The organism is Okeania sp. (assembly GCF_983059655.1).
In genome coordinates this window covers 1-5,368 of the sequence record NZ_CEZPJD010000550.1, presented here as the reverse complement: position 1 = coordinate 5,368, position 5,368 = coordinate 1, and the positions used below count along the sequence as shown (strand labels likewise).

Below are 5,368 nucleotides of genomic sequence, written 5' to 3'. Positions count from 1 at the left end.
ACTATATGCCAGAATACTCACTTTTGAGCTTTCTGAGGCGAAAATCAGGTATTTCCGATCTAAAAAGGCTAAAACCAATATCAGTAAAGACTTTGATATTAGATCGGTAAACCCTAATTAAGTTATTTATCTTTGGCTGAAATAGTCGAGTAGTAATTTTAGAGATGTGAGCGATCGCGTCTCTAAAAACCCTAATTATCAATTGTTGAACTCAACATATCTCGTACTGCAATTAAAATTTTGCCTAATTTATTTTCCCCACTACCATCTTTTCTCTGACCCCAATATAAATCCACGGGAGACCTATACACAATTTCTTCATTGCCAGTAGATAGTAATATTTCCCGAATCTCAGAATTAGTAGAAAATTTGTTGAATACTGCCTTTTGCATAATATCATATTTTACCTGTTCCCAATCTGAACGTAATGGGCGGTTGCGATCGCCTCCCAGATTTGCTGCTTCCCCTGGTGTTGCAGCTAAACGAATTTGATCGGCATCAGGCATACCTGGAAATTTTTGAGCTTGAAAATAATGTTCGCTGGTTGGCCACCAATAACCATCTAATTCAAAACCATGGGCAGAACAATTGGAAAAACAACCGTATCTGCTGAGAGTGCTATAAAATGAAATTGCCATAATTTTTCTAACTAAATATACAGAAATAGTAATCCACCAGTATTTGCTATATAAAATTACCGAAAAATTCTGATAACTGATAACTGATAACTGGTAACTGAAATGACCCTACCAGGTGACTCGATCGCTTAACTGCTCTAATACTTTAGGTCCAATTCCTGGCACCTGGTCTAGGTCATCTAAAGATGTAAAAGGTTTATTTTGTCTAGCTTGAATAATCCGCTCTGCTAATTTTGGCCCAATACCAGGCAATGTTTCTAACTCTTTAGCAGTAGCTATATTGAGATTAATTTTAGTGTTAGTATCTATTGTTGGATTTTGAGTTTCTGTTAATTGATCGCCACATTCTTTTTGTTGTTTCTCTACTTTTTTAATCAACCAGGATGGTACACCGAGAGTAGCTGTTTGATAAAGTCTTTGAAATTCACGGTCAAAATGAGCTGCTACTGTGGAATTTTCAATTATCAATACAGTTTCATCATTGTTTTTATTAGCTGCTTCAGTCCAATTGTGGGAACCAGTTATGACAATAGAATTATCAATAATTCCGAATTTGTGATGCAGGCGATCGCCAGGGGGTAAATTTGGCACTCCTACTGTAAAAATTGGTTTTTCCCAAGTCCGATTATCTGCTTCATATTTGCATTTATTAGCCAAGGCAATTCCCATCATATCTAATCCTTCACTATAATAACGATAAGCAAAACTTGGATCGATTAAACCTTGAATTAAAACTCCTTTTCGAGATTGATTTTCTAGAGTATTAACTAATGATTGTGATGAAAAGACAAAGAGGGATAAATCAATAGATTTTTGTGCTAATTCTAATGTTTGATTAATTAAACCATTAGTACTTTGTTGCCAAGATTTAGTATTAGAAATAGGAGAAAAATTTACTGCCACTTTCGTATCTCCAATAAATATTTGTCTGACAGGTCTAAATGGTTTTTTTTTGCCAAATTTACTATCCTGTTTTCCATCAGGCCCGTCTCCCCATAAGATATTAAACTCTTCTGTAAATAATTCAGCTAATTCAGAACTTTCTATTTTTAAAAGATTATTAGAATTTCCTCTACTCATAGATTCTGAAAAATCTCCATGAATACCGCTATTAGTAAAATTAGCTGAAGTAACAATAGTAGTTTGACCGTCCACAACTACAAATTTGTGGTGCATGAGGCCACTACCCTTAGAACCATCGGCAGTATCATCAATCAAGGGAACTCCTGCATTAGTTAGCATCATCAGAGCATCACTACTATTAATTTCATCTTGACTAAGATAACCATCCATGTTATTGTCAGCTATCTGAAAAAATTCTTTGTAGCGTTTGTGTTCCCGTTCAGACAGTTGAGTTACTTCAAGTTTAGTTAGACTTCCCCAAGAACGACTGTAGGTGTTTTCAATAATTACTCGTACCTTTATCCCTGCTTGGTAACGTTCGACCAAAGCTTGAGCAATACCAGGTAAACGTAACTCTTGAACCGCCACATCTACACTAGAAGTAGCATTAGCAATAGTACCAATGATTATTTCTTCAAGATTATCTCCTGACCTTGTTTGCTGGCGAGTAGACTCAGTATAGCTTGAAGCTTGGGACTGATTAAAATAAACTTCAATTAAGGGGTCTTGTGGTAACTGAGGAAGTTGAGCAACCGACTGCTGACCTCTATTCAGACAACCAGTGAGACTGAGGCCCAGTAGTAAAATATAACCAAAGCGCAGTTTAGTAGAAAAAAATAGCATTGATTTGAGGAAAGTCAATGGCCTAAATAGTCTATTAGTTAGAGTAGGATAGCTCACAAGGATAGGTTTTTTACTTTTCTAGTTGTGACAAGACTTGGAGGAAGAGGAGAACAAAGAGGTACACTGATTTATAATACTTATGCAGTGGCCTAAATCTTAAATATTCTTGTTGCTTATATTAAATCTTAAAAAATATTGACGTTAAATATTGTATCAAAATGGCCGATAATGTTAAATTTAGAATGGACGATAACGCTACTAAAGTGTAATAAGTATGGCAATGTGCGCTGGCATATTGACAAGTTGCAGGAACTGTCCAATAGCTGAAAGTATTATATTATAAGCTTTTTATTCCCCCTGTTGCCTGTTGCCTATTGCCTATTGCCTGCGCGCAGCGCTATAGTTTGTAGATTTTTCAATTAGGTCTGGAAAAAAATATTTAAGATGACCAAAACTAAGAGAACTTGGTGAAAGCTAACTTTGCTGTTTTATGCCGAAAAGAAAAAGGACTTTTCCGTGTGGCCATAAAGGATATGGGAGAAAATGCCATCGTTGTGAACAACAGGAGATGGCAAAGCAAAGAGTTGATGAGGAAATAGCGGAAAAGCGAGAAAAAAAGTTGGAATGGGAAGCTTCTTTCGATGGCGATTTGATAGACTTGAGAGGTTTACCAGATTATGTGGTAGTCAAAGCCAGGGCAATTATTTCTGCATTAAATAATAATCAAAGCTATCGAGAATTTGGAGGTAAACGGCTGCGTCATAATCGTTTCATAGTCAGTATACCTGTTACCAGAAACTATAGAATGATTTGTCAAGATTATGGGAGTTTTGTAATACCACAGAAAGTTATGTCACATGAAGATTATAATGTTTGTAAACCTAAGTAACTATTTAATAATTAATAATTACCTCTCCTTGAAAACGGATAGGATTGACGAGACAGAAAAATTTTTAGTATAGAAATATCTGAGTCACAATAGCCACATTAAAAAGAATTCACATACATAGCATTCCTATTAGAATTATGTAGAAAATATCTGGGAATTTACAGAGGAAATATATCGGATAATATTACCGAAAAATCGTGGGTATGCGCCTCCCCTTTTAAGGGGATAAAAAGCGGTCGAGGGATGGCGAGGTCCCCTCGCCATATCCAATCGACCAAGACAGCGGTCGATCGCGACAGCGGAACGGAGTTCTTTCTTCGGAGCTTCCCGTAGGGTGAGATGGCTCCGAAACCTCGCCATATCTAATCGACCAAGAGAAAAAATAATTCCGTACTTCAAGCCTCTTGCTTGACCTTTGTCATGCTCCGCAAACAGCCTTAGGTACTGATAACTGATAACTGATAACTGATAACTGAAATGACCTGCTGAGTTAAAAATTTTTTACCGAATAATTAAGATAAAATGCTTCTCATTTCAAGGATAAACAATAAATTAATTTTCCCTTTTTCGTCAATCCTATCCGTTTTCAAAGAGTAGTAATTGTTAATTATTAATTATTAATTATTAATTGTTGAACTACTTTTTCACTCCTTTATGCCAAAACTTCTGCGACAATATTTTGACTATATTGTATGAAGTTAATGATATAAACGGATAGACATAATGCAAATTTATCTAGACTATAGTGCCACAACACCAACAAGGCCAGAAGCGATCGCTGCTATGCAACAAGCTTTTACCCAACAGTGGGGGAACCCATCTAGTTTACATACATGGGGCCAGAGGTCGGCAACATTAGTAGAGAGGGCAAGAATAAAAGTAGCTAATCTGATAGATGCAGTGCCAGAGTCAATTATTTTTACTTCTGGGGGGACGGAAGCTGACAATATGGCCATTATGGGTGTAGCACGTTGCTATGAAAAACCCCAGCATATTATTATTTCTAGTGTAGAACATTCTGCTATTTCACAGCCAGCAGGAATGTTAGAAAATTGGGGTTGGCAAGTTACAAGATTACCTGTGGATCGACAAGGAAGAGTAAACCCCGAGCAATTACAAGCAGCATTACAATCAAATACAGTTTTAGTATCAGTAATTTATGGTCAAAGTGAAGTTGGTACTCTCCAACCTATTGAGGAATTAGGTAATATCTGTCGTTCTCATGGGGTGTTATTTCATACTGATGCTGTTCAAGTAGTAGGCCGTTTACCAATAAATGTACAAAAACTGCCAGTAGATTTATTATCTTTATCAAGTCATAAAATTTATGGTCCTCAAGGTGCAGGTGCGCTTTATATCAGAGAAGGCGTAGAGCTAGTACCGATATTGACAGGTGGTGGCCAGGAGTTGAAGTTACGTTCTGGTACTCAGGCCGTAGCAGCGATCGCTGGTTTTGGAGTAGCAGCAGAATTAGCGGATGAGGAAATGACGACAGAAAGATTAAGGTTAATAAGATTGCGCGATCGCTTATTTGAAAAGATGGCACAAACTCCTTATGTAATTTCTACTGGGGAGCGATGGCACAGACTGCCTCATCATGTTAGTTTCTGCATTGTTCCCCCAGAAGTTAAAATAGAAAAAACGGAAGATCGAATTACAGGTAAAACTTTGGTGCGACAGTTAAACCTGGCTGGAATTGGTATTAGTGCTGGTTCAGCTTGTCATAGTGGAAAAGTAACTCCAAGTCCAATATTACTTGCAATGGGGTATACAGAAGAAGCTGCTACTAGGGGTATTCGTTTAACATTGGGACGAGAAACAACAGAAGCAGATATTGATTGGACAGCAATGGTACTGAAACAAATTTTGGAAAGACTAATGCCGAGGACATTAGCTATTGTGAATTAAAAATAGATATAGCATTTCAGGAGTCGGAAGTTCAGAAGTCAGAAGTCATAAGTCAAGAGGAAAAAAGAAGGACAAAGAGAAGAAAGTTTTTTATCGCTAATTAAACGGACATGAGATTACAGCACTTTGCGCGGATAGTGAGGTACAGTTTAAAAATTAATCTTTTTTTCCCTACTGCCTACTGCCT

The 5,368-nt window shown here is 37.0% G+C and carries 5 protein-coding genes; 2 read left to right on the top strand and 3 right to left on the bottom strand.

Features of this window, described 5'->3' with window-relative positions:
• Nucleotides 1–191 precede the first annotated feature (191 nt).
• Nucleotides 192–638, bottom strand: coding sequence for a riboflavin biosynthesis intermediates N-glycosidase (ybiA, locus tag AC3DU7_RS23930; protein ID WP_488041803.1), 447 nt, complete (start codon nt 636–638; stop codon nt 192–194).
• A 108-nt stretch (nt 639–746) separates the two neighbouring features.
• Nucleotides 747–2,384: a DUF655 domain-containing protein gene (locus tag AC3DU7_RS23925; RefSeq protein WP_488041802.1), complete on the bottom strand. Its 1,638-nt coding sequence runs from the start codon at nt 2,382–2,384 to the stop codon at nt 747–749.
• Nucleotides 2,385–2,874: 490 nt separating this feature from the next.
• On the opposite strand from AC3DU7_RS23925, the gene AC3DU7_RS23920 reads away from it, so the two are divergent.
• Nucleotides 2,875–3,273: a DUF7682 family zinc-binding protein gene (locus AC3DU7_RS23920; protein WP_488041801.1), complete on the top strand. Its 399-nt coding sequence runs from the start codon at nt 2,875–2,877 to the stop codon at nt 3,271–3,273.
• Between the two features lie 135 nt (nt 3,274–3,408).
• On the opposite strand, the gene AC3DU7_RS23915 is transcribed toward AC3DU7_RS23920, so the two are convergent.
• Nucleotides 3,409–3,633, bottom strand: coding sequence for a hypothetical protein (locus tag AC3DU7_RS23915; protein WP_488041800.1), 225 nt, complete (start codon nt 3,631–3,633; stop codon nt 3,409–3,411).
• Nucleotides 3,634–3,996: 363 nt separating this feature from the next.
• On the opposite strand from AC3DU7_RS23915, the gene AC3DU7_RS23910 reads away from it, so the two are divergent.
• Nucleotides 3,997–5,181, top strand: a complete 1,185-nt coding sequence (locus AC3DU7_RS23910; protein ID WP_488041799.1) for a cysteine desulfurase family protein — start codon at nt 3,997–3,999, stop codon at nt 5,179–5,181.
• Nucleotides 5,182–5,368: the final 187 nt, after the last annotated feature.